The sequence below is a fragment of the Streptomyces sp. NPDC107521 genome, from assembly GCF_055598485.1.
The window spans coordinates 1-21,811 of record NZ_JBVKAT010000002.1; the positions used below are offsets into that span (position 1 = coordinate 1).

Annotated in this window: 16 protein-coding genes; 6 read left to right on the plus strand and 10 right to left on the minus strand. The window is 76.0% G+C overall.

What is annotated here, in order from left to right:
• Window positions 1-764 precede the first annotated feature (764 nt).
• Window positions 765-1,790: a tryptophan--tRNA ligase gene (gene trpS, locus ACZ7LB_RS03110; RefSeq protein ID WP_471465122.1), complete on the plus strand. Its 1,026-nt coding sequence runs from the start codon at window positions 765-767 to the stop codon at window positions 1,788-1,790.
• Here the strand turns inward: trpS and ACZ7LB_RS03115 are convergent.
• Complete coding sequence (locus tag ACZ7LB_RS03115; RefSeq protein ID WP_471465123.1) at window positions 1,730-2,743, minus strand: GlxA family transcriptional regulator; 1,014 nt, start codon at window positions 2,741-2,743, stop codon at window positions 1,730-1,732. The two genes, trpS and ACZ7LB_RS03115, sit on opposite strands and share 61 nt — an antisense overlap.
• A 261-nt stretch (window positions 2,744-3,004) precedes the next feature.
• Here ACZ7LB_RS03115 and ACZ7LB_RS03120 point away from each other — a divergent pair, with 261 nt between their 5' ends.
• Complete coding sequence (locus tag ACZ7LB_RS03120) at window positions 3,005-3,565, plus strand: cysteine hydrolase family protein (RefSeq protein WP_471465590.1); 561 nt, start codon at window positions 3,005-3,007, stop codon at window positions 3,563-3,565.
• Window positions 3,566-3,587: 22 nt separating this feature from the next.
• Here the strand turns inward: ACZ7LB_RS03120 and proC are convergent, their stop codons facing one another.
• The 4 genes from proC to ACZ7LB_RS03140 form a co-directional block, all read right to left on the minus strand.
• The gene (gene proC / locus ACZ7LB_RS03125; RefSeq protein WP_471465124.1) at window positions 3,588-4,400 is read right to left on the minus strand and encodes a pyrroline-5-carboxylate reductase; all 813 of its coding nucleotides are present in this window, start codon (window positions 4,398-4,400) and stop codon (window positions 3,588-3,590) included.
• Window positions 4,401-4,702: 302 nt separating this feature from the next.
• Window positions 4,703-5,497, minus strand: coding sequence for a class I SAM-dependent methyltransferase (locus ACZ7LB_RS03130; RefSeq protein WP_471465125.1), 795 nt, complete (start codon window positions 5,495-5,497; stop codon window positions 4,703-4,705).
• A gap of 127 nt (window positions 5,498-5,624) precedes the next feature.
• The gene (locus ACZ7LB_RS03135) at window positions 5,625-6,146 is read right to left on the minus strand and encodes an EamA/RhaT family transporter (RefSeq protein ID WP_471465126.1); all 522 of its coding nucleotides are present in this window, start codon (window positions 6,144-6,146) and stop codon (window positions 5,625-5,627) included.
• A gap of 44 nt (window positions 6,147-6,190) precedes the next feature.
• Window positions 6,191-6,541, minus strand: coding sequence for an SH3 domain-containing protein (locus ACZ7LB_RS03140; RefSeq protein ID WP_471465127.1), 351 nt, complete (start codon window positions 6,539-6,541; stop codon window positions 6,191-6,193).
• A 130-nt stretch (window positions 6,542-6,671) separates the two neighbouring features.
• On the opposite strand from ACZ7LB_RS03140, the gene ACZ7LB_RS03145 reads away from it, so the two are divergent.
• Window positions 6,672-8,906, plus strand: coding sequence for a protein kinase domain-containing protein (locus ACZ7LB_RS03145; protein WP_471465128.1), 2,235 nt, complete (start codon window positions 6,672-6,674; stop codon window positions 8,904-8,906).
• 64 nt (window positions 8,907-8,970) lie between these two features.
• Here ACZ7LB_RS03145 and ilvD read toward each other — a convergent pair whose 3' ends face one another.
• The 3 genes from ilvD to ACZ7LB_RS03160 all read right to left on the minus strand — a co-directional run bounded on the left by ilvD (window position 8,971) and on the right by ACZ7LB_RS03160 (window position 13,441).
• A complete protein-coding gene (ilvD, locus tag ACZ7LB_RS03150) occupies window positions 8,971-10,824 on the minus strand; it encodes a dihydroxy-acid dehydratase (protein WP_365210596.1) in 1,854 nt (617 codons plus the stop codon).
• Window positions 10,825-11,098: 274 nt separating this feature from the next.
• The gene (locus tag ACZ7LB_RS03155) at window positions 11,099-11,938 is read right to left on the minus strand and encodes a sugar phosphate isomerase/epimerase family protein (protein ID WP_471465129.1); all 840 of its coding nucleotides are present in this window, start codon (window positions 11,936-11,938) and stop codon (window positions 11,099-11,101) included.
• Between the two features lie 570 nt (window positions 11,939-12,508).
• Window positions 12,509-13,441: a Ppx/GppA family phosphatase gene (locus ACZ7LB_RS03160; RefSeq protein WP_471465130.1), complete on the minus strand. Its 933-nt coding sequence runs from the start codon at window positions 13,439-13,441 to the stop codon at window positions 12,509-12,511.
• 74 nt (window positions 13,442-13,515) lie between these two features.
• Here ACZ7LB_RS03160 and ACZ7LB_RS03165 point away from each other — a divergent pair, with 74 nt between their 5' ends.
• Window positions 13,516-14,373, plus strand: a complete 858-nt coding sequence (locus ACZ7LB_RS03165) for a DUF3109 family protein (RefSeq protein WP_471465131.1) — start codon at window positions 13,516-13,518, stop codon at window positions 14,371-14,373.
• Window positions 14,374-15,244: 871 nt separating this feature from the next.
• Here the strand turns inward: ACZ7LB_RS03165 and ACZ7LB_RS03170 are convergent.
• A complete protein-coding gene (locus ACZ7LB_RS03170) occupies window positions 15,245-17,011 on the minus strand; it encodes a hypothetical protein (protein ID WP_471465132.1) in 1,767 nt (588 codons plus the stop codon).
• 586 nt (window positions 17,012-17,597) lie between these two features.
• On the opposite strand from ACZ7LB_RS03170, the gene radA reads away from it, so the two are divergent.
• Window positions 17,598-19,007 (plus strand): DNA repair protein RadA, encoded by a 1,410-nt coding sequence (gene radA / locus ACZ7LB_RS03175; protein ID WP_471465133.1) that lies wholly within the window; start codon window positions 17,598-17,600, stop codon window positions 19,005-19,007.
• Between the two features lie 82 nt (window positions 19,008-19,089).
• Window positions 19,090-20,214, plus strand: a complete 1,125-nt coding sequence (gene disA, locus ACZ7LB_RS03180; protein WP_161228066.1) for a DNA integrity scanning diadenylate cyclase DisA — start codon at window positions 19,090-19,092, stop codon at window positions 20,212-20,214.
• Between the two features lie 514 nt (window positions 20,215-20,728).
• Here disA and ACZ7LB_RS03185 read toward each other — a convergent pair.
• On the minus strand, window positions 20,729-21,583 hold the full coding sequence (locus tag ACZ7LB_RS03185; RefSeq protein ID WP_471465134.1) for a hypothetical protein: 855 nt from the start codon (window positions 21,581-21,583) through the stop codon (window positions 20,729-20,731).
• Window positions 21,584-21,811 lie beyond the last annotated feature (228 nt).

The window sequence follows — 21,811 nt, forward strand, 5'->3', positions numbered from 1 at the left end:
GTGTTTCAAAGGAACCTCAACCCGGTCGGAGATCCGATCGGGTCGGGGTATCAACATATCTGGCGTTGACTTTTGGCACGCTGTTGAGTTCTCAAGGAACGGACGCTTCCTTCGTACTCGCCCGAGATTCTCTCTCAGGCTTTCCTCCGGGCGCTTTCCCTTCGGTCTTGCGTTTCCGACTCTATCAGATCTTTCCGATCCGATTTCCTCGGTGCTTTCCAGGTTCCCGCTTCCGCGTTTCCCTTTCCGGCGGTTCCGACTCTATCAGAACCTTTCGGGTCCCGATTCCCCGTCAGAGGGGGCTGCCGGTGCGGCCGTTGGGCCGTTCCGACTGGTGAGACCTTAGCGGACTCCCGGCTCCCGAGCTAATCGGGGGCCACCGTCCTTTCGAACGGGGATTCCTCATTCCGTGAATACACGGACCATTCCTCCGGCGACGCCGACAGCGCGGCTGCTCGTCGAAGGAGGGGTGGTGCGTACGGAATCGCTGCCCGGGGCCGACCGGAGTCGGTGCTCACGTCGGGCAACCCGGAGAACCATACGGATGCGGCCGGGGCGTGTCAACCGCCTGACGGACCGGCGTCGCGGGCGTACTGTGCGGGACATGACCACGCGTACGCACAGCCAGTTCTGGTGGGCCGCCTGACGGCGGCCCCGCACACGTACGCGCACTGCGACGGCCGCCGCTCCCGGCGGCCGTTTCCCGTGTCTCCCCCGCGGAGGCGGCCGGCGGACCGCGGCGGCCCCGACGAAGAGGTGGAGAGATGACACGGGTCTTCAGCGGCATCAAGCCGACGGGCCATCTGACGCTCGGGAACTACCTGGGAGCCATGCGGCGCTGGGCCGACGTGGACCAGCACCGCGCCGTCGCCCTGTTCTGCGTCGTCGACCTGCACGCGCTGACCGTCGACCACGACCCGGCGCGGGTCCGCAGACTCACCCGGCAGTCGGCCTCGCTGCTGCTGGCGGCGGGGCTCGACCCCCGGCTGTGCACCGTGTTCGTACAGAGCCACGTCGACGAGCACACCCGGCTGTCCTACGCGCTGGAGTGCGTGGCGGGCGACGGGGAGGCACGGCGGATGATCCAGTACAAGGAGAAGGCCGTCCGGGAGCGCGAGCGCGGCGGCGGGGTGCGGCTGTCGCTGCTGACGTATCCGGTGCTGATGGCGGCGGACATCCTGGCGTACGGCACGGACGAGGTGCCGGTCGGTGACGACCAGACGCAGCACGTGGAGCTGGCGCGGGACCTGGCGGTCCGGTTCAACCAGCGCTACGGGCACACCTTCACCGTTCCCCGGGCCACCCGGCCGGCGGTGGCGGCGCGGGTGATGAACCTCCGGGAACCGGCGGCGAAGATGGGCAAGAGCGACGACACCGGGCCCGGGATCGTCTATCTGCTGGACGAGCCGGAGACGGTGCGCGGGAAGATCATGCGGGCCGTGACCGACAGCGGGCACGAGGTCGTGCACGATCCCGCGGGCCGCCCCGGAGCGGCGAACCTGCTGGAGATCCTCGCCGCCTGCGTGGGCGGGGAGCCGGCCGCGCTCGCCGGGTCCTACGACTCCTACGGCGCCCTCAAGAAGGACACCGCCGAGGCCGTGGTGGAGACGCTGCGCCCGCTGCGGGAACGCCACCGGGAGCTGTGCGCCGACCCCGGCCACGTCGACGCCGTGCTGCGGGAGGGCGCGGAGCGGGCCCGGGCCATGGCGCGGCCCCGGGTGGACGCCGCCTACCGGGCGCTCGGGCTGCTGGAGCCCGTGGCGGACCCGGTGGTGAACGCGGCCCGGTAGGCGCGGGGGCTGGTGGCGAGGCGCGCTGCGAAGTGCTGGCGCATCGTGACCTCGCTGCCGAACCCGGCCCGGCGGGCGACCTCGGGCATGGGCAGGTCGGTGCGTTCCAGGAGCTTCTGGGCGGCGGCGACGCGCTGGTCGAGGAGCCAGCGCAGCGGGGTGGTGCCGGTGGCGGCGGCGAAGTGCCGGGCGAAGCCGCGCGGGGACATCCCGGCGCGGGCGGCCAGGTCGGCGACGGTGAACGGTTCCCCCAGGTGGCGCAGGGCGTGCTCGCGGACGGCGGCGAGGGCGTCGGCGTCGCGGTCGGCGCGCGGGGTGGGGTGCTCGATGAACTGGGCCTGGGTGCCGGTGCGGAAGGGCGCCGTGACCATCGAGCGGGCGATGACGGCGGCGGCCTCGGCTCCGTGGGACAGGCGCACGAGGTGGAGGCAGAGGTCGATCCCGGCGGCGGTCCCGGCGGAGGTCCAGAGGGTGCCGTCCTCGATGAAGAGGGCGTCGGGGACGACGGTGACCCCGGGGTGGCGGCGGCGCAGGAGGTCGGTCAGCCGCCAGTGGGTGATCGCGCGCCGCCCGTCGAGGAGTCCGGCCTGGGCGAGGGTGAACGCCCCGGCGCACAGGGCGGCGACGGTGGTGCCGCGGGCGTGGGCGCGGCGCAGGGCGGCGAGGACGGGCTCGGGCGCCGGGGTGAGGTGGTCGTCGAGGCCGGGGACGACGACGAGGTCGGCGCGGTCGAGCCAGCCGAGGGAACGGTCGGGCCGGAGGTCGAGACCGCCGCGCATCGGGACGGCGGTGCCGGGGTCGGCGGCGGCCCGGCGCAGCTCGAAGGCGGGGGCACCGCGGTCGGTGCGGTCGGTGCCCCAGACCTCGGTGATGACGGAGACATCGAAGGCCCGGATGCCGGGGAAGGCGACCAGGGCGATCCGGTGGGGCGCGGGGGCGGCCGGTCCTGCCATGGGTGGCAGTAAACCATCGATCGCTGGCTTTCGTACCGCTGGGGAGGGGCGCCGGGCGGCGGCACGATGGGCGGCATGGAACAGGAACAGGGACAGCGACAGGGACATGACCGGGGCCGGCGCGGCGACCGGGGCAGCGGCGCGGGTGGGGACACGGGCACGGACGGGGGCGGCCGGGACGGCGGGCGCGCGGGCGGCGCGGACGAGACGGCGGGGACGGCGGGGACGGCGGGCGGCGCGGCCGTCGCCGGGAACGCGGCGCTGGTCGTCGTGGACGTGCAGAAGGGCTTCGAGGAGCTGGACTTCTGGGGCGAGCGCAATCATCCGGAGGCGGACGGCAACATCGCCGCCCTCATCGACGCGTGGCAGTCGACCGGGCGCCCGGTGGTCCTCGTGCGGCACGACTCGGCGCGCCCCGACTCGCCGCTGCGGACCGGGTACGCGGGCAACGACTTCAAGGAGTACGTGGCCGAGCGGCGCGGGAAGGGCGGCGGGGCCGAGCTGCTGGTGACCAAGAGCGTCAACTCGGCGTTTCTCGGCTCACCTGATCTGGGGACGTGGCTGCGCGGGGAGGGGATCACGCAGATCGTGCTGGCCGGCATCCAGACGAACATGTGCGTGGAGACGACCGCGCGGATGGGCGGGAACCTGGGGTACGAGGTGCTGGTCGCCTTCGACGCGACGTACACCTTCGGCCTGGAGGGGCCCTTCGGCTGGCGGCGGAGCGCCGACGAGCTGGCGCGGGCGTCGGCGGTGTCGCTGCACGGGGGCGGGTTCGCGCGGGTGGTGACGACCGCGGAGGTCGTGGCCGCCGCCGGGTGAACCCGCCCGCCGGCCGCGGCGGTCAGTCCTTGGTGCCGGAGGCCAGTTCGCGGCTGCGGTCGCGGGCGGCCTCGAGGGCGGCGATCAGGGCGGCGCGGACCCCGTGGTTCTCCAGCTCGCGGATGGCGTTGATGGTGGTGCCGGCCGGGGAGGTCACGTTCTCGCGGAGCCGGACCGGGTGCTCGCCGCTGTCGCGCAGCATGGTGGCGGCGCCGATGGCGGACTGGACGATGAGGTCGTGGGCCTTGTCCCGGGGCAGGCCGAGCAGGATGCCCGCGTCGGTCATGGCCTCGACCAGGTAGAAGAAGTAGGCCGGACCACTGCCGGAGAGGGCGGTGCAGGCGTCCTGCTGGGACTCGGGGACGCGCAGGGTCTTGCCGACCGAGCCGAAGATGCCCTCGGCGTGCACGAGGTGGGCCTCGGTGGCGTGGGTGCCGGCGGAGATGACGGACATGGCCTCGTCGACGAGGGCCGGGGTGTTCGTCATGACACGGACGACGGGGACGCCGGGGACGAGCCGGTCCTCGAAGAAGGCGGTGGGGATGCCGGCGGCGCCGCTGATGACCAGGCGGTCGGCGGGGATGTGCGGGGCGAGTTCGTCGAGGAGGGCGCCCATGTCCTGCGGCTTGACCGTGAGGATCAGCGTGTCGGCTCTCCGGGCGGCCTCGGCGTTGCCGACCGGCGTGACGCCGTAGCGGGCGCGGAGCTCCTCGGCCCGCTCCGGGCGGCGGGCGGTGACCAGCAGGTCGGCGGTCGACCAGCCGGAGCCGATCATGCCGCTGAGCAGGGCTTCGCCGATCTTTCCGGTGCCGAGGACTGCGACTTTCTGGGTCATGGCGTTCGGTGCCCTCCGTGGGTGCGTCGTCCCTCGTCATCCTCGCACCCCGGGGTGCGCGGGGGACGGCGCGTCCGGTGGGCGGGACGGGTGCGGGGCGCGGCGGCGGGCCGGAGCGGCACGGACGGGGCCCGGCGGCCCCTGGTCCCACGGGGGTCCGGGGCCACGACGGGCGCGGCGGGGCGGGCGGGCGCGGCACGGCGGGCGGGCGGGCGCGGCACGGCGAGCGCGGCGCGGCACGGCGGGCGGGCGGGCGGGCGCGGCACGGCGGGCGCGGCACGGCACGGCGGGCGCGGCGGGGCTCAGGCCGCCGCGGGTGCCTTCGCCAGGAGGAGGACCGTGTCGTACGTCTCCTCCACGACGCCGTCCGGGAAGACGTCCAGCAGGTGGCGGCGCTCCTCGGCGAGGAAGGCGGAGCCCCGGTCGGGGAGGAGCAGGAGGGCGGAGTGGCTGCCGAGGTTGGCCAGATGGCCGTCGAGGGGGACCCGGCGGGACCAGCGGACCTCGCGGCGGACGAAGGCGAGGCGGCCGGAGGGGTCGGCGACCCGGCCGACGGCGGCGCTGCGCCGCTCGGCGGCGGAGTCGACGCCGAAGTGGCGCCGCGCGCGCTCCCCGGCGGCGGCGATCCAGGGCACGTCGAGGGCGTCGGTGTTCCACCACAGGGCGAGCGCGCCGCCGGGCCGCAGCACCCGCAGCACCTCCGGCACCGAGCGGGCGGGGTCGGTCCAGTGCCAGGACTGGGCGTAGGTGACGAGGTCGGCGGTGCCGGTGGCCAGCGGCAGGGCGTCACCGCTGCCCCGCACCACGGGCACGCCGGGCAGGGAGCGGCGGAACTGCGCGGCCATGCCGCCGCCCGGCTCCACGGCGAGCACCTCGGCGCCCCGCGCGTGCAGCAGGGCGGTCGCGATGCCGGTGCCCGCGCCGACGTCCACGGCCCGGGAACCGGCGAGCGGACGGCCGCTCAGCTCCTCGACGGCGTCGAGCAGGGCGGGCGGGTAGGAGGGGCGGTGGGCGGCGTACTGAGCGGCGGCGGCGTTGAAGGACCGGGCCCGCGCGACGCGGTCGCCGCCCCGGGGAGCCGGGGGTGTCGTGGTCATCCCCCCATGGTGACGGGGACGGGCCGGGACGGCAGGGAGGTTTCCGGCGCGCGCACGGCGGGAGAAGGGCCGGGGGCTCCGGCGGCGGACGGGGCGTCCCGGACGCCCGCCCACGCCCACCGCTCCCCTACGCCGGGCGCTTCTTCCTGCGCGGGTTGCCCGAGCGGCGGGCCGTGCGCCGTTCGTACTGCTCGCGGGCCGTCTCGTACTCGGCGCGCAGGAGCTTCTCGCCGGGTGCCTCGAAGAGCGAGCGCAGGGCGTAGGCGCACAGGGAGCCGACGAAGCCCACGGCGAGCAGTCCGCGCAGCGAGGAGCGGCGCTCGGGGTCGGGGCGCTGGGAGTAGCCGCCCCAGGTGTGGCCGAAGGCCAGCGCGCTGCAGACGGCGAACATCACGATCGTCAGCCCCGTGACGAAACCGCCGACCTCCGCGATCCGGAGGCCCTGGTAGGCGAAGCGCAGCACGAGGCAGGCGGCCACCGCCGCGACGGCCGAGCCGAGGGCGAGGCCCGCCCGGCGCGCGGCGTAGCCGCCGTCGTGCCCGACCCAGGTCGTGCCGTAGAACCGGAGGGGCTCCGGGCGGGGCCCGGCGGCGGGCGGGGGGCCCGCGGTGCCGTCGGGTGTGCCGTTCGTACCGTTCTCTGCGCTCACGGGACGATTATGGCTCCCCGGCCCGCCGCGGGCCCCGGCCGGGCTCAGGAGCAGCGGGGCGCGACGTAGCCGTTGCTGCCCGTGTACACGTAGGCGTCGGAGACGTACTGCCCGTTCGCGATGTTGTCCCAGAGGGTCGTGGTGCCGTACGGGCCCGCGACGTTGGTGCCGGGCCGCTGGCAGGTGATGGTCACGCGCGAGCCCGCGGGCAGCACGCGGACGATGCTGTACCCGGTGCCGGGCCCGCTGCGGACGTTGAGCTGGACGCCCGGTGCGATGGGGTAGGACGCCGCTGCCGCCGCTGCCGTCCCGGCGACCGTCCCCGTGCCGGCCGCGCCCTCGGGGGCGGCCTCCTCCCCCGTGCCGTCCCGCTCTTCCCCGTGGCCGGTCTTCATAGGGTCCCTCCCCGATCGTGAGCGCGTTCGCGACTCGTACGGCGAGGCTAGCAAGCCCCCTCGGCCCCGAACGTGCCATCGACTAGGCTCCGAACGTCGCGCGCGCACGGAACGGCACGGGGGTGGTCCCATGGCGCCACGGACGAACGCCGGGGATCATCCGGAATATCTCGGGGAGCATCCGCGGTACATCGGCCACTACCGGCTGGACTCCTGTCTCGGCTCCGGCGGCATGGGCGTCGTGCACGTGGCGCGGAGCGCCTCCGGAATGAAGCTCGCGGTGAAGGTCGTCCACGCGCGCTACGCCGAGGACCCCGAGTTCCGGGGCCGTTTCCGGCAGGAGGTGGCCGCCGCGCGACGGGTGAGCGGCGCCTTCACCGCGCCCGTCGTCGACGCCGATCCCGAGGCCGAACGCCCCTGGATGGCCACGCTGTTCATCCCGGGTCCGACCCTCGCCGACCGGGTGAAGCGGAACGGGCCCATGGACGCGGCCCAGTTGCGGCGGCTGATGGCCGGGCTGGCGGAGGCGCTGCGCGACATCCACCGGGTGGGGGTGGTGCACCGGGACCTCAAGCCGAGCAACGTGCTGCTCGCCGAGGACGGGCCGAAAGTCATCGACTTCGGCATCTCCCGGCCCACCGACAGCGAACTGCGCACCGAGACGGGCAAGTTGATCGGCACACCGCCGTTCATGGCGCCCGAGCAGTTCCGCCGCCCGCGCCAGGTGGGCCCGGCGGCCGACGTGTTCGCGCTGGGTTCGCTGATGGTGCACGCGGCGACCGGGCGCGGCCCCTTCGACTCCGACAGCCACTACGTCGTCGCCTACCAGGTGGTCCACGACGAGCCCGATCTGACCGGGCTGCCTGAGGCGCTGGCGCCGCTGGTGCTGCGCTGCCTCGCCAAGGACCCGGACGAACGGCCCACCCCGGACGAGCTGATGCGCGAACTGCGCGGGGAGGCCGCGTCGTACGACACCCAGACCTTCGTCCCGGCGCCGCGGGGCCCGGTCAAGGGCGACGGGACCGGGTCCGGGGACGTCCCGGCCCGGGGCTGGACCGGGACGGAGGGGCCGGAGCCCGCCGGAGGCGTTCCGGGGCCCCGTGTCTCCGCCGGGGACGGGGCGGGTTACGGTGCCGCCCCCGCGTCCGGCGGCCGGTCCGGTACCGAGCGCCCCGTGCGGCGGATCGGCCGGCGCACCGCCCTGGTCGCGGGCGGGCTCTGCCTGGCCGTGCTCGGCGGGCTCGCCTCGCTGGCGCTGCTCGGCGGCCCGGGGAAGCCCCCCGGCCACACCGCCGCCACGCAGACCGCGCCCGCCCGGTTCGGCACCTGGCGGACCGCCCCCACCGCCGAGGGCGGCATGCCGCACTGCTCCTACGGCACCGGACGGCTGCTGTGCGCCCGCGCGGGAGAGGTCTTCGCGCTCGACCCGGCCGACGGCTCGGTGCTGTGGCGGCACGACGTGGAGCCGTCGGAGCCGAGCCGGGCGCCGGTCGCGGCGGGCGGCCTGGTGCACCCCTCCATCGACCGCATCGGCGCCCTGGAGGCCCTCGACCCGGTCACCGGCGAGACGGCGTGGCGGCACGAGGCGCCCGAGTTCGGCGGGCTGCGCGGCGCGGGCGGCACCCTGCTGCTCACCGGCGCCGACGGCAGGGTGACCGGCGTCGACGGCTCCTCGGGCGGGACCCGCTGGTCGGGCCGTGTCCCCGGGCAGGCCGTGCCGTACTTCTCCTCGTTCCCCGGGGACCCGGTGGCGTACGCGACGAGCATGCCGGGCGGCGCGACGCGGACCCGGGTCACCGCGATGGACCCGGCGACGGGCACCGTGCGCTGGAAGGCCGATCTGGACGGCGCCCTGACCCCCGTCGGCTCGGCCGGCGGCTCCGTGTACTTCCTGGCCGGGGACGCGGTGTACGGGGACGCCGGGGCCGTGCTCCGCTACACCCCGGGCGACGGCTCCCTGCGCCGGACGGCGCTGGCCTCACCGGTCGCGCAGGCACAGGCGACGGTGCGCGGGACCACCGTGTACCTGATGGGCGTGGGCGGCTCGCTGGTCGCCGTCGACCCGGCGGCGGGCACCGAGCGGTGGCGGCTGGAGACGGGGATGAGCCGGGGCTCGGCGCCCGTCTCCGACGGACGGCACGTGTTCGTCACCGCGCCCGACGGCCGGCTCCTCGGCGTCGACGCGCGCACCGGGCGGCTGCTCGGGCAGACCCCGCCCCGCATGGGTGCCGGGGCCGACCGGGTGCCCGCCTCGCTCCCGGCGCCGGTGGTCGCGGGCGGTCACGTCTACGCGGGCGCGCCCGACGGCTCGGTCTTCGGGGTGGACGGCAGGGACCCGGGCGCCTGGCAGCGCACCGGGTCCTGAGGGCCCCGCGCGGGCGGGGCGGCCGCCCGCCGGAGGGCTCCGGGCGGGCGGCGGGCGGCGGGGCTCAGCCCAGCCGGGACACGTCCCGGACGGCGCCCCGGTCGGCGCTCGTCGCCATCGCGGCGTAGGCCCGCAGGGCGGCCGACACCTTGCGCTCGCGCTGCCTGGGCGCGTACACGCCGTTCAGCGCCTCCTCGCGGCGGGCCAGCTCGGCGTCGTCGACCAGCAGCTCGACCGAGCGGTTGGGGATGTCGATGCGGATGCGGTCGCCGTTCTCGACGAGGGCGATGGTGCCGCCCGAGGCCGCCTCCGGCGAGGCGTGTCCCAGGGACAGGCCCGAGGTGCCGCCGGAGAACCGGCCGTCGGTGATCAGCGCGCAGACCTTCCCGAGGCCCCGGCTCTTGAGGTAGGAGGTCGGGTAGAGCATCTCCTGCATGCCGGGGCCGCCCCGGGGGCCCTCGTAGCGGATGACGACCACGTCGCCCGCCGTGACCTGCTTGGTGAGGATCTTCTCCACGGCCTCCTCCTGGGACTCGCAGACCACCGCGGGGCCCTCGAAGGTCCAGATGGCCTCGTCGACGCCGGCCGTCTTGACGACGCAGCCGTCGACCGCCAGGTTGCCGCGCAGCACCGCGAGACCGCCGTCCTGGGAGTAGGCGTGCTCGGCGGAGCGGATGCAGCCGCCCTCGGCGTCCTCGTCCAGGGTGTCCCAGCGCTCGGACTGCGAGAACGCCTCGGCGGAGCGGACGCAGCCGGGCGCCGCGTGCCAGAGCTCCACGGCCTCCTCGGAGGGGGAGCCGCCGCGCACGTCCCAGTTCTTCAGCCAGTCGGCCAGCGAGGGGCTGTGCACGGAGTGGACGCCCTCGTGGAGCAGGCCCGCGCGGTGCAGCTCGCCGAGCAGGGCGGGGATGCCGCCCGCCCGGTGCACGTCCTCCATGTAGTAGGTGCGGTCCTTGCCGACGTTCGGCGCGACCTTGGCCAGGCAGGGCACCCGGCGCGAGAGGGCGTCGATCTGGGTGAGGCCGAAGGGGACGCCGCCCTCCTCGGCGGCGGCCAGCAGGTGCAGGATCGTGTTGGTGGAGCCGCCCATGGCGATGTCCAGGGCCATGGCGTTCTCGAAGGCGTCGATCGTGGCGATGGAGCGCGGCAGGACGGAGTGGTCGTCCTGCTCGTAGTGGCGGCGGGTCAGCTCCATCACGGTCTCGGCGGCCCGCACGTAGAGCTGCCGGCGGGCGGTGTGGGTGGCCAGGACCGAGCCGTTGCCCGGCAGCGAGAGGCCGATGGCCTCGGTGAGGCAGTTCATCGAGTTGGCGGTGAACATGCCGGAACAGCTGCCGCAGGTGGGACAGGCGTTCTCCTCGATGCGCTGCACGTCCGCGTCGGAGACCTTGTCGTTGGCCGCCTCGACCATGGCGTCGACCAGGTCCAGGGTGCGCACCGTGCCGTCGACCAGGGTGGCGCGGCCGGACTCCATCGGGCCGCCGGAGACGAAGACCGTCGGGATGTTCAGCCGCAGGGCGGCGTTGAGCATGCCCGGGGTGATCTTGTCGCAGTTGGAGATGCAGATCAGGGCGTCGGCGCAGTGGGCCTCCACCATGTACTCCACGCTGTCCGCGATCAGGTCGCGGGAGGGCAGCGAGTAGAGCATGCCGCCGTGGCCCATGGCGATGCCGTCGTCGACGGCGATGGTGTTGAACTCGCGCGGGATGCCCCCGGCCGCCGTGACGGCCTCGCTGACGATCCGGCCGACGGGCGCCAGGTGGGTGTGGCCGGGCACGAACTCCGTGAAGCTGTTGGCCACGGCGATGACCGGCTTGCGGCCGATGTCCGCGCCGGGTACACCGGAGGCCCGCATGAGGGCACGGGCGCCCGCCATGTTGCGGCCGTGGGTGACTGTGCGGGACCTCAGCTCGGGCATCGTCGCTCGCTCCTTAGGAGAGTTCCGCCGGGGCTCCGGCAGGAGCGCGCCCGGCAGTTTTCTGACTGTCCACGAGCGTACGCCGGTCATCCAGCGTTCGGGACAGGGTGTCCGGAATACGGGACGGGCGTCTCGCCGGGGAGCCCTTGGAAGCCTGCCGCCGCCCGGCCCCGGGCGGCACCGGTGCCCGGGCTCCGGCTCCGCCCCCGGGCTCCGTCCGGCGGCCCCGTTCCCGGCTCCGCCGCCGATCCCCGGCCCCGTCAGCCGCGCCCCGTCAGCCGCGCCGCGCCCTCGCCGCCGCCGCGGCCGACGCCAGGTGCAGCCGGGTGAAGGCCAGCGCCTCGGCGAGATCGGCCTCGCGTTCGGCGCCGGACATCGCGCGCCGGGTGTTGACCTCGATGACGACATGGCCGTCGAACCCGGTCAGCGCCAGCCGCTCCAGCAGCTCGGCGCAGGGCTGGGTGCCGCGACCGGGCACCAGGTGCTCGTCCTTGGCGGAGCCCCGGCCGTCGGCGAGGTGCACGTGGCCCAGCCGGTCGCCCATCCGGGCGACCATGTCGAGGGCGTCCACGCGGGCCGTGGAGGCATGGCTGAGGTCGATCGTGAAGTGCCGGTAGTCGTGCCGGGTGACGTCCCAGTCGGGGGCGTAGGCGAGCATCTCGCGGTCCCGGTAGCGCCAGGGGTACATGTTCTCCACGGCGAACCGCACGTCCGTCTCGTCCGCCATCCGCCACACGCCGTCCACGAAGTCCCGGGCGTACTGGCGCTGCCAGCGGAAGGGCGGGTGCACCACGACGGTGTCCGCGCCGAGCCGCTCGGCGGCGGTGCGGGCACGCCGGAGCTTGGTCCACGGATCGGTGGACCAGACCCGCTGGGTGATGAGCAGACAGGGCGCGTGCACGGCCAGGACCGGCATCCGGTGGTAGTCGCTGAGCCGTCGCAGCGCGTCGATGTCCTGGCTCACCGGGTCCGTCCAGACCATCACCTCGACCCCGTCGTAACCGAGGCGCGCGGCGATCTCGAAGGCCGTCGCCGTCGACTCCGGATAGACGGAAGCCGTGGACAGCGCGACCTTCGCGGCGGGGATGCGGACTACGTCCCTTGGTTCTGCCACGGGGGCCAGGTTACGGGGTGGGCCGGGGGATGCGCGGGGTCGCGCCGGGCGGCTGTGGCGAGCGCCATAGGGCACCGGGCCGGGACCCGGCGGGCTCCGCGACCGCCGGGCCGGGACCCGGCGGGCTCCGCGACCACCCGTGCGTCCGCCCGGCCCGGGGGAACCGGTGGCCGCGCGGCCCCGCCCGCGCGCACCGCCCCGGTCCGGAGCGGCGGTCGGGCCGTGCGCGCGGTCGTCCGGATGCGTCCGCCCCGCCCGGGGCCCGGCGGGCGCGGGTCTCCGTACGCCCGCCACGGCCCGTTCCGGGTGCCGTGGCCCGCCCCGCGGGTCCGCGCCCTCGCCCCGCGGGTCCGCGCCCTCGCCCCGCGGGTCCGCGCCCTCGCCCGGCGGGTCCGGGCCGCCGTCCGGGTACGTCCGTCCCGCGGCCGGCGGGGTTCCCCGGGACGCCCGTGGCGCGGGCCGACGGGGTTCCCCGGGACGCCCGTGGCGCGGGCCGACGGGGTTCCCCGGGACGCCCGTGGCGCGCCCCGCCGCGGAGCGGGGAGCCGTCGGAGGGGGAGCCGGGAGCCGTCAGCCCCGGCCCATCTGGTCCAGGCGCCGCAGGATCACGCCCTCCCGCAGCGCCCAGGGACATATCTCCAGGCTCTCCACGCGGAACAGCTCCATCGCCGCCTCGGCCACCAGCGCCCCGGCCACCAACTGGCCCCCGCGGCCGTCCGAGACGCCGGGCAGCTCGGTGCGCTCGGCGGCGGTCATCGCGGCGAGCCGGGGCACCCACGGCTCCAGGGAGGCCCGCTTCAGCTCCCGCTGCACGTACAGGCCGTCGGCGGAGCGGGCGGCTCCGGCGAGCCGGGCGAGCAGCTTGAACGTCTTGGAGGTGGCGACCACGTGGTCGGGGGTGCCGAGGCGGCTGAACTCCCCCACCGTGCGGGCGATCTCGGTGCGGACATGGCGGCGCAGCGCCCGGACGTCGTCGGGGGCGGGCGGGTCGCCGGGCAGCCGGGCGGCGGTCAGCCGGCCCGCGCCGAGCGGCAGCGAGACGGCCGCGTCGGGCTCCTCGTCGATGCCGCAGGCGATCTCCAGGGAGCCGCCGCCGATGTCGAGGACCAGCAGGCGTCCGGCGGACCAGCCGAACCAGCGGCGGGCGGCGAGGAAGGTCAGCCGGGCCTCGTCCTCGCCGCTGAGGACGGTCAGCTCGACGCCGGTCTCCTCGCGCACGCGGGCGAGCACCTCGTCGGCGTTGCGGGCCTCGCGGACGGCGGAGGTGGCGAACGGCAGCAGGTCCTCGACGCCCTGGTCCTCGGCGGCCCGGAGCGCCTCGTGGACGACCGCGACGAGGCGGTCGACGCCCTCGGGGCCGACCGCCCCGTCCGCGTCGAGGAGCTGGGCCAGCCGCAGATCCGCCTTGTGCGAGTGCGCGGGCAGCGGGGGCGCGCCGTGGTGCGCGTCCACCACCAGCAGATGCACCGTGTTCGATCCCACGTCGAGGACACCGAGTCTCATGGAGGGAAACGCTACTGCGGCCCGGGGGGTGCGGACGGTGCCGTCCCGCGATGCGGGCCACTTACCCTGGTCACGTGCCAAAGACGAAAAAGGCGAAGGACGAGAAGTCGCCCAAGAAGGACAAGATGAGCATCGGGGGCGGCCCGCCGGTTCCGGACGCGGCTCCTTCGGCGGACGACGAGAAGGGCCTCGACTTCGCGCGCGCGTGGGTCGAGTTCCCCGATCCGGCCGACGAGGAGCAGGTGTTCCGCTGCGACCTGACCTGGCTGACCTCGCGCTGGAACTGCGTCTTCGGCAGCGGCTGCCAGGGCATCCGGGCGGGCCGCGCCGAGGACGGCTGCTGCACCCTGGGCGCCCACTTCTCCGACGAGGAGGACGAGCGGAGGGTCGCCGGGCATGTGGCGAGGCTCACGCCGGACATCTGGCAGCACCACGCCGAGGGCACCCGGGACGGCTGGGTCTCCGAGGACGAGGACGGCTCCCGCCAGACCCGTCCCTTCCAGGGCTCGTGCGTCTTCCAGAACCGTCCCGGCTTCGCCGGCGGCGCGGGCTGCTCGCTGCACATCCTGGCGCTGCGGGAGGGCCGGGAGCCGCTGGAGACCAAGCCGGACGTGTGCTGGCAGCTCCCGGTGCGACGGACGTACGAGTGGATCGACCGGCCCGACGACACCCGGGTGCTCCAGGTGTCGATCGGCGAGTACGACCGGCGCGGCTGGGGCCCGGGCGGCCACGACCTGCACTGGTGGTGCACCTCGGCGGCCTCGGCGCACGGCGCGGGCGACCCGGTCTACGTCTCGTACCGGCCGGAGCTGATCGAGCTGATGGGCGCCGCCGGTTACGACCGGCTGGTGGAGCTGTGCGAGCGGCGGCTCGCCTCCGCCCTCCCCCTGGTCGCCCCGCACCCGGCGGACCCGCCGGTCACGGGGGCGTAGGACGACGGCGCCACGGAACGGGCCCGGGGCACGGACTCCACGTCCGGCGCCCCGGGCCTGTCCCCTCGGCCCGCGCACGCCTTGGCCCGGGGCACGCCTTGGCCCGGGGCACGCCTTGGCCCGGGGCACGCCTTGGCCCGGGGCACGCCGAAGCCTGAGCCCGGCGCCGAGGTACGGGGGCCCGGTACCGAAGCCCGGAGCCCGATGCCTGGGTGGCTGGTACCGAAGCCTGGGGCCCGAAGCCTGGGGGGCCAGTACCGAAGCCTGGGGCCGAAGCCCGAAGCCTGGGGGGCCGATACCGAAGCCCAGAGCCCGATGCCCGGGGGGCCGGTACCGAAGCCTGGGGCCGAAGCCCGATGCCCGGGGGCCGGTACCGAAGCCCGGAGTGTGACCAGGGCCCGGGCTCGCCGAGGCCCCGGCTCGGCACCGAAGCCCGGTCCGGACCGTGATCCGGAGCCAGGGTTCCGCTGCCGGAGCTCCAGGCCTGCGGCCCGAGAGGCCAAGCCCCGGGCTCGGTACCGCGACCCGGAGCCCGAGGTGCGGTTCCGAAAGCCCGGGGCCCGGGGCCCAGAGCCGGGGCCAAGAGCCGGTGCCCGGGCCAAGAACCGGGTCTCGGTGTCGAAGGCCGATGCCTGGGGCCCGGATCGAAAGCCGGGGCCCAGCACCGACGTCGGGCACCGGGACCGCACTCGGGGCCGGATGCCGGAGCACGCGGGACCGCGGCCCGGACCCGGTTCCGAAGTCCGGGGCGCCTGGTGCCATGGCCAGGGACCAGAGCCAGGGAGCAGGGCCAGGGAGCAGGGCCAGGGCCAAGGACTCGGGCCAGGGCCAGGGAATCGGGCTGGGGCCGGGGCCCTCCGCCCCGCGGGGTTCAGCCCCTCTGGCCCGCCGCCCTGCGCGCCTGCGCGCCCGCCGGGTCCGTGCCGTCGCCGCCCTCGCCGTCCGGGGGCGGCGGGGTGCTCTCCGGTCCGTCCGTCGGGGACGGCTCCACGCTCGTCGGGCCGGGGTCCGGCGGGGTGGGCGACGGCTCGGCGGTGGGCGTCGGCCCCGGCGGGACGGACGCCGAGGGCGAGGGCCCAGGGCCGGGCGCCGAAGGGCGCGGCGACACCCCGGGCCGCCCCGGGCCCGGCGCCGGACGGCCCGGCCACGGCGCGCGGCCGTGCCCGTCGATGGAGACCACGGCGCCCGCGGGCGAGACGGCCACCTTGGCCCCCCAGCGCCCGGCGGGCTCGCGCAGATGGTCGACGTGCACCCGCACCGTCACCCGCTCGCCCGGCCGCAGGACGCCCGAGGAGCGGTTCGGGTAGAGCCAGGGGGCGGGGGTGGAGACCGACCAGCGCACCGGGGCCTCGCCGGACGCGGTCAGGGTGATGAGCGTGGTGTCGCCGTCGCTGCCCGCCGCGACCTCCAGCCGTCCGGTGCCCTTCTCCCCGGCTCCGCTGACGCTGACGACCGCCACCGAGACCCCGGTCCCTTCGCCCCCGCCCGGGCGTCCGCCGGGCCGGGTGGCGGTGGCGTCGGCGAGGCCGTGACCGCCCGCCGGGCCGCCGCCGTGGCCGTGGGGCTCCCCCGCCACGGCCGCACGGCCGCCCTCGGCCTCCCCGACCGGGGTGCCCCGGTAGGCCGCCCACAGGGTCAGGACGGGGGCGGCGACGACGGTGGCGACGACGGTCGTGGTGACCGCCCGCGCGCGCAGCCGGTCCCGGCGGGCGGCGCGGTCCTTGGCGTCCATCGGGAAGCCGCGCCGGTCGAAGCGCGGAGCGGCGCCCCGCGCGCGCCGGAGGTGCGCCATCGCCAGGAGCAGCGCCGCGCGGGGCGCCGGGAGCACCGGCAGTTCGGCCGGGGTGACGCTGGTGCCGGGCCACCGGCCGGGGATGGCGCGCGCGGCGGCGCCCCGGCAGCGGGGGCAGTCGTCGACGTGCCGGACCAGCTCGCGGCGGAGGACGGCGCAGAGCACCGCCCGGTCCTCGCCGGTGAGGCGGGCGACGCCGGGGCAGCCGCCGGTCTCGACGACGGCGAGGGCGGCGCGGGTGCGCTCGACCTCGCAGGCGGCGGAGGCCAGCAGCTCGCGGGTGGCGGCCGGGTCCCGGCCGAGGACGGCGGCGACCTCGTGGGCGGCGAGCCGGTGGCGCACGGCCAGTTCGAGGGCCTCGCGCTGCTCCGGGCCGATGCCCGCCGCCTCCGGCCAGGCCAGCCGGTCCAGTTCGCGACGGCGCCGGTCCCGCTCCTCGGCGGAGGGCGCCCGGGGCGCGGGCACGGCGGCGGGCCGCGCGGCGGAGCGCCGCTCGCGCCCGGGCCGGGCGGGCCCGTCGCCCGAGGGACCACGCCCCGGCGCGGGCGGGCGGCGCAGGCACGCCCAGCGGGCCAGCGCGTACAGCCAGGCCCGGTGGTCGGCGACGGACTCCGGGACGCGGTGCCCCCGGCGCTCCACGAGGGCGAGGACGTCGCCGAGGGCGGCGGTGGCGTCGTCGTGGTCGCCCAGCACGGACAGGCAGTAGGTGAACAGGCCGTCCAGATACGCCTCGTAGCGCGCGGGCGGTCGCTGCGCGAGGGTGCGTGCGGCGGTTCGGTCACGCGCTTCCCCGTGCGCCCGGTGTGCGCCGGTCGTGCGGGTCGTGGTCTCCGGACTGCTCCTCATCACCCGGTGACCGTAGGGGCCCATGGGTGGCGTGAACCGGCGCATTCAACACTTTTAATTCGTACGGGTGAAACGATCCCTCATAAGGGGACAGCAGCCGTTTCCGACCCGGCCGGTTCGGCTCGCACAGTGGCCGGTTCCGATCGACCACGGCGGCGGCTCGACGGGCCCGGACGGCCGGACCGGGCACCGGGCCGACGGGCGTACGCGGCCCGTCCGGCGCGGGGCGCACACGGCGCGACGGGACGGTCCCGGGCGCGCCCGGCCCCGGAGGGGCGCACGCGGGGAGCGCGGCCGGAGCCGGGCGGGACGGAGCGCGCGGCCGGGCCGCCGTCGGACGGGGAGGGCGGTCCCGGGTGCGCCCACGGGAGCGGGCGTTCCCGGCGGGAGTGCGTACTCCGACGGGAGCCGGCGCTCCGGACACGGGGCCGCCGGGCGGGCCACCGGAGGCGGCCTGGGCGGTCGGCCGGGGCGGTCGGCCGCCGGGGCGGTGGGGCTCCCGGCCGCCCCACGCGGCGCGGGCGTCACGGGGCGGCCGGACGGCCGCGCGGACCGCGCTGTCGGCGGCGGCGGATACCGTTCGTGCATGGCTGCCCGTACCAAGACCACCAAGGACCGCCCGTCCTACCGCTGCACCGAGTGCGGCTGGCAGACGGCCAAGTGGCTCGGCCGCTGCCCCGAGTGCCAGGCGTGGGGCACGGTCGAGGAGTACGGCTCCCCCGCGGTCCGCACCACGGCGCCGGGCCGCGTCACCACCTCCGCGCTGCCCATCGGACAGGTGGACGGCCGCCGGGCCACCGCCCGCTCCACCGGCGTGCCCGAGCTGGACCGGGTGCTGGGCGGCGGCCTGGTGCCCGGCGCGGTGGTGCTCCTCGCGGGCGAGCCCGGCGTCGGCAAGTCCACGCTGCTGCTGGACGTGGCCGCCAAGTCCGCGAGCGAGGAGCACCGCACCCTCTACGTCACCGGTGAGGAGTCCGCGAGCCAGGTGCGGCTGCGCGCCGACCGGATCAAGGCCATCGACGACCACCTCTACCTGGCCGCCGAGACCGACCTCGCGGCGGTCCTCGCCCACCTGGACGAGGTGCGGCCGTCCCTGCTGATCATGGACTCGGTGCAGACCGTGGCCTCCCCCGAGATCGACGGCGCCCCCGGCGGCATGGCACAGGTGCGGGAGGTGGCGGGCGCCCTGATCCGCGCCTCCAAGGAGCGCGGGATGTCCACCCTGCTGGTGGGCCACGTCACCAAGGACGGCGCCATCGCCGGCCCCCGCCTCCTGGAGCACCTCGTCGACGTGGTGCTCCACTTCGAGGGCGACCGGCACGCCCGGCTGCGCCTGGTCCGCGGCATCAAGAACCGCTACGGCACCACCGACGAGGTCGGCTGCTTCGAGCTGCACGACGAGGGCATCACCGGCCTCGCCGACCCCAGCGGACTCTTCCTCACCCGCCGGGCGGAGCCCGTCCCCGGCACCTGTCTCACCGTCACCCTGGAGGGGCGCCGCCCGCTGGTGGCCGAGGTGCAGGCGCTCACCGTCGACTCGCAGATCCCCTCCCCGCGCCGCACCACCTCCGGGCTGGAGACCTCCCGCGTCTCCATGATGCTGGCCGTCCTGGAGCAGCGCGGCCGCATCAGCGCCCTGGGCAAGCGGGACATCTACTCGGCGACGGTCGGCGGCGTGAAGCTCTCCGAACCGGCCGCCGACCTGGCCATCGCCCTCGCCCTCGCGTCGGCCGCCGGGGACATCCCGCTGCCCAAGAACCTGGTGGCGATCGGGGAGGTGGGCCTCGCCGGGGAGGTGCGGCGGGTCACCGGCGTGCAGCGCAGGCTCACCGAGGCGCACCGGCTGGGCTTCACCCACGCCCTCGTCCCGGGCGACCCGGGCCGGGTCCCCGAGGGCATGAAGGTGCTGGAGGTCGCGGACGTCGGGGACGCCCTGCGGGTCCTTCCGCGTTCGCGTCGTCGGGAGGCCCCACGGGAGGCGGAGGAGCGCCGGTAGACTTTGCCCTGGTCTCGCCCGTCCGTACGAACCGAGAGTGCGGTACGGGAGCGCCAGAAGAACCTGCGACCGGAGGAGTGCAGTGGCAGCCAACGACCGGGCAGCAGCTCCCGGAAAGTCCGGTGGGAGTGCCGGTGCCGATGGCCTGATGCGCGCCTCGCTGAGCGCGGTGGCGCCCGGCATGCCCCTGCGGGACGGCCTGGAGCGGGTCCTGCGCGGCAACACCGGCGGTCTCATCGTGCTCGGCTCCGACCGGACCGTCGAGTCGATGTGCACCGGCGGCTTCGTGCTCGACGTCGAGTTCACCGCCACCCGGCTGCGCGAACTGTGCAAGCTGGACGGCGGCATCGTGCTCTCCTCGGACCTCTCGAAGATCCTGCGGGCGGGCGTGCAGCTCCTTCCCGACCCGACGATCCCCACCGAGGAGACCGGCACCCGGCACCGCACCGCGGACCGGGTCAGCAAGCAGGTCGGTTTCCCCGTCGTCTCCGTCTCCCAGTCCATGCGGCTCATCGCCCTGTACGTGGACGGCCAGCGCCGCGTCCTGGAGGACTCCGCGGCGATCCTGTCCCGCGCCAACCAGGCGCTGGCCACCCTGGAGCGCTACAAGCTCCGCCTCGACGAGGTCGCGGGCACCCTGTCCGCCCTGGAGATCGAGGACCTGGTCACCGTCCGGGACGTCTCGGCGGTCTCCCAGCGCCTGGAGATGGTGCGCCGCATCGCCACCGAGATCGCCGAGTACGTGGTGGAGCTGGGCACCGACGGGCGCCTGCTGGCGCTCCAGCTCGACGAGCTGATCGCCGGGGTGGAGCCCGAACGCGAGCTGGTGGTGCGGGACTACGTGCCCGAGCCCACCGCCAAGCGGTCCCGCACGGTCGACGAGGCGCTCGCCGAGCTGGACAAGCTCAGCCACGCCGAACTGCTCGAACTGTCCACGGTGGCCCGCGCGCTGGGCTACACCGGCTCGCCCGAGACGCTGGACTCGGCGGTCTCGCCGCGCGGCTTCCGGCTGCTGGCGAAGGTGCCGCGGCTGCCGGGCGCGATCATCGACCGCCTGGTGGAGCACTTCGGCGGCCTGCAGAAGCTGCTCGCCGCCAGCGTGGACGACCTCCAGGCGGTGGACGGCGTCGGCGAGGCCCGCGCCCGCAGCGTCCGCGAGGGGCTGTCGCGCCTGGCGGAGTCGTCGATCCTGGAACGCTACGTCTGACCGGTGCCGTTCGGTCCCGGCCGCTTCCGGTCGGTCCGGACGCTTCCCGTCGGCCGGGGACGCCTCCCGGTCGGTCCGGACGCTCCCTGCCCGCCGCGACCGGCGGTGATGGCCGTCGCGGCCGGGTTCCGGGACCGCCGGGCCGTCCGGCGCGGCGCCGGCGCCCGATCCGGCGGGGTCCGCGCGGGCCGCGCCCGGGTGTCCCGGCCGGCGGAGCCCCCGGGGGTCCTTGCCGCGCCGGGACCCTGCTCAAGGACCCGGCGCCGGGTGACGGTCCCCCGACCCGGAGACCGGGCGCTGCGCTCCAGGCGTCCGGGGTCCGTGCCGCCGTGTGCGAGGGTCCCGCCCGAACGGGCCTCCCCGGTGCGACGTACCGCCCTGCTCATAGGGTCCCCACGGCCCCGGTCGTCCCGGGGGCGCCCCGGCCCCGCGCAGGGCGTCAGGTCGCCGCGCCCGGCCGCCCGCGGGGGCGCTCCGCCCCGGCGGCCACATGGTGACCGCTCGTGACGCCGCCTCAGTCGCTCTTGAGCACGAAGGAGGTCCGCACCTTCTCGAAGCCCCCCGGCTTCGCCTCCACGAGGTAGGTGCCCGCCCCGGCCGAACCCGCCGGAGGCGTCCCGCACTCGGGGGCGCTGGGCCGCCGGTCCCACTTCACGGTGTAGGTGATGCCGCTGCCCGCGGGGACCCGGTAGCGGCGGCTCCCCCCGTCCTTCACGCAGTCGTCGGAGGCCCAGTAGGGGCCGTCCCCGCTCGCCTTGCCGATCGTCAGCACCGCGCCCTCGGGGCCGAGGTCGACCTCGCAGTCGACGCCGGAGGTGTTGCGCGCGGTCAGCTCGAACGCGGGGGTCTGGCCGGGGGCGTAGCTGTTGCGGACGCTGCGCAGGCTGAACCTGACCGAGCCGGGCGTGCAGCTCACCAGGTCCGTACCGGCGGGCAGGACGTCGCCCGCGCCGACGCCGGTCACCGCGCCGTTCCCGGAGCCCGCGCCCGTACCGCCCGTACCGCCCGGGCTCGCGGAACCGACGGTGCCGCCCGGACCCGTACCGGGGCTCGCGCCCGTGCCGTCACCGGTGCCCTTGGAGCCCCCGCCCGAACCGGGTCCCGGGGTGCTCCCGCCCTCCGACTCGTCGCGTCCGCCCGGCGCCTGAGTGATCGCCGGGCCGGAGCTGGACGGCCCCGCGGTGATCGACGGGGCGGGACTCCTGCCGTTGGCGCCGTCCTCGCTGCCCTTCCCGCCGTCGCCGTCGCCGGCTACCACGACCCAGGTGAGCAGCAGGGCCAACAGGGCGACCACGGACAGCAGTACGGCCCTCCGGCGCCAGTAGATGGAGGAGGGAAGCGGCCCGATCGGATTGCGCAGAGATCCCACGCCCAAACTGTACGAGAGTTCAGCGCGTTACCCCGTCGCACATGCCGTTCGGGGCGGCAACTTTTGCGGATCATCATTCCGGTGGTGCCACCCCGTGCACCTTGATCGCGGAGTGTGATCGTATTCCCCGCACCCGTACGGAACGTGACCGTCCCGGGGCGGCCGGACGGTCCTCGCGGGCAGGCGCCGGAGGACGCCCGCGCACCCCGTCGGCCCCCTCCCCGCCCG

Coding starts and splice junctions, on each gene's coding strand:
- ilvD (WP_365210596.1), bottom strand. CDS start 10,824: ATGCCCGAGCTGAGGTCCCGCACAGTCACCCACGGCCGCAACATGGCG.
- ACZ7LB_RS03140 (WP_471465127.1), bottom strand. CDS start 6,541: ATGAAGACCGGCCACGGGGAAGAGCGGGACGGCACGGGGGAGGAGGCC.
- radA (WP_471465133.1), top strand. CDS start 17,598: ATGGCTGCCCGTACCAAGACCACCAAGGACCGCCCGTCCTACCGCTGC.
- ACZ7LB_RS03160 (WP_471465130.1), bottom strand. CDS start 13,441: ATGAGACTCGGTGTCCTCGACGTGGGATCGAACACGGTGCATCTGCTG.
- proC (WP_471465124.1), bottom strand. CDS start 4,400: ATGACCCAGAAAGTCGCAGTCCTCGGCACCGGAAAGATCGGCGAAGCC.
- ACZ7LB_RS03145 (WP_471465128.1), top strand. CDS start 6,672: ATGGCGCCACGGACGAACGCCGGGGATCATCCGGAATATCTCGGGGAG.
- trpS (WP_471465122.1), top strand. CDS start 765: ATGACACGGGTCTTCAGCGGCATCAAGCCGACGGGCCATCTGACGCTC.
- ACZ7LB_RS03130 (WP_471465125.1), bottom strand. CDS start 5,497: ATGACCACGACACCCCCGGCTCCCCGGGGCGGCGACCGCGTCGCGCGG.
- ACZ7LB_RS03115 (WP_471465123.1), bottom strand. CDS start 2,743: ATGGCAGGACCGGCCGCCCCCGCGCCCCACCGGATCGCCCTGGTCGCC.
- ACZ7LB_RS03170 (WP_471465132.1), bottom strand. CDS start 17,011: ATGAGGAGCAGTCCGGAGACCACGACCCGCACGACCGGCGCACACCGG.